The organism is Desulfosporosinus metallidurans, from assembly GCF_001936615.1.
Classification (GTDB): Bacteria; Bacillota; Desulfitobacteriia; order Desulfitobacteriales; family Desulfitobacteriaceae; genus Desulfosporosinus; species Desulfosporosinus metallidurans.
The window spans coordinates 1-2,108 of sequence record NZ_MLBF01000133.1; the positions used below are offsets into that span (position 1 = coordinate 1).

Here is a 2,108-nt window from a genome sequence, read left to right on the forward strand (position 1 = left end):
ATAACGATAGGTAAGGCTTTGATATTATCGCTGCCTTTTCCCCCGTCCCACACCGTGCATGAAAGTTTCCCTTCACACGGCGTTCAATCACAATTAGTAGTTAATCCAATTTGCACAGTTTGCAACTCGAATGATTTTGCTTAAGAGACCTTTACTGCAAGGTTATTCAGAACTATCAATTTTTTAACTTGTCGTTTATCAAGTAATAAAGCGGCAGCAGCCAGTTTAAGTTTGCTTTTGTCTGGTTCATGTATAAGTTCATGCATTGCCTTAGTGACAAGTATGAGATTTTTATACTTATCCTCGCCACCCAATACTAATGGTTTTTTGTGGTGGCAATACATAGTCTCAAATTCAAGAATTGCTCCAGTGACAGCACATTTTCCTTTTTGAGCAGCATACAGCGATAACCTGTTGTCATTATATTCAATGCTTTGCCCTTTTTCAGGATTTCGCATTAAATACATGAGCATATCTATGTCTACGCATTCAAGTCGCTTATGAATTTCTTCCCTACCTATTTTAGTATATTTGTTAATACCTTTCTTCTTATACAGCGCTACTCGATGCCGTATATAGGCAAGGGGAACTATTGCTGTGCCATAGATATATCGCAGTTCCTTGCTGCTTCCGTACCGCTCTTTAATATATTTTGGTGGATCCTTTCCTGCTCGCTTTATTCCATCTTTCAACCTTGCTTTGAGACTCTTTTTGACTCCAAAGGCAATTTGGTTGAAATCCACGCTCACAAGGGTTGCTATTGCATAATAGTTGTGTACCCCAATTACATAAGCATTATATTTATTAACTGCTTCATAACCGGTCTGCATTCCTTGCGGTTTCTGGATTTCTTTCACTAATTCATGCGTTTTGTCCTTGATTTTTTTTTCAGCCTTCTTGGAAATGTGAGATTTTACAGTATATCTTGGTTCTCCGTTTTTCTTTTTGCCCTTCTTGTGAAGTTTCAATCTGAAGCCTAAAAAGTTAGAGTAGTGGCGTTTGAGGTTTACAATTTTGGACTTTTCTGGACTTATCTCTAATCCTAGTCGATCCATTAACCACTGCTTCGTCGCCTTAAACAGCTTTACCGCATCACTTCTTTTACGGCAAAAGATTTTAAAGTCATCAGCGTATCTTACAATGTAACATTCCTTTAAGTTTGTCCGCCGTAGTGCTGTGTATTTAGCACCTTTATATTTCAGGTTATATCGGTGCTGTGTAGGTATCGTTTCCCATTGGCTTGCTATCCACCAATCTAATTCGTTTAACACGACGTTAGAAAATAACGGCGAAATCACCGAGCCCTGGGGGCTTCCCTGTTCTGGAAAGCCTATTCCTGCAATCTCCGCTTTCAGCATTTCTGAGATGATACTGAGTAGCTTTTTATCTCTAATACCCATCGTCCATAGTTGCTTTATTAGTTTTGCATGATTCACATTGTCGAAAAAGGCTCGAATATCAATGTCTATTACAAAGTGTAGTCCACTATTTTGCATATATTTATGCGCTTGCGAAATTGCATGTTCTGTACTCCTATTCGGTCTGAATCCATTGCTTCGTTCAAAAAACTTCGCTTCGCAAATCGGTTCCAATACCTGTAATATACACTGTTGAATGAGCCTTTCCATAATGGTGGGGATTCCCAATGGGCGCTTCTTCGTTGCGTCATTATCTTTCAGTATTTCTACTCTGCGGACTGCTTGAGGTTTGTAACATTGTAGTCTGGCTCTCACATAATCAATAAGTTGCTCATCTTGCCATTTTGCCAAGTCATCAATTGTCTTTTTGTCTACGCCTGCTGTTTTACTTCCCTTGTTTTTCTTGATGTTGCGATAGGCAAGCCCGATGTTTTCTCTCATCGTAATTAATTCCACCAAATTAGTAAAAACTTCATTTCGCTTGCTTCGTTCGTATAGTTCATCTTGAATTGCTTGGAAATCGTAATATTCAGCATTTCGCAGCTTTTGCCTTTTAAGCTTCTTTTCAGTTGTCAAAGTCGGTTACTTTCTCCTTTACAGAGGGGATTTCACCTTTGTTAGTCATACTCGAACCTTCGAATACTATGCACTTAGACGTTTATACTTTTTGTGACTACAGCCTGTCCCTCC

General features: G+C 39.0%; 1 protein-coding gene. It reads right to left on the bottom strand.

Features of this window, described 5'->3' with window-relative positions:
* Positions 1-140: 140 nt before the first annotated feature.
* Positions 141-1,994: a group II intron reverse transcriptase/maturase gene (gene ltrA / locus DSOL_RS25900; RefSeq protein WP_075367572.1), complete on the bottom strand. Its 1,854-nt coding sequence runs from the start codon at positions 1,992-1,994 to the stop codon at positions 141-143.
* Between the last annotated feature and the right edge of the window lie 114 nt (positions 1,995-2,108).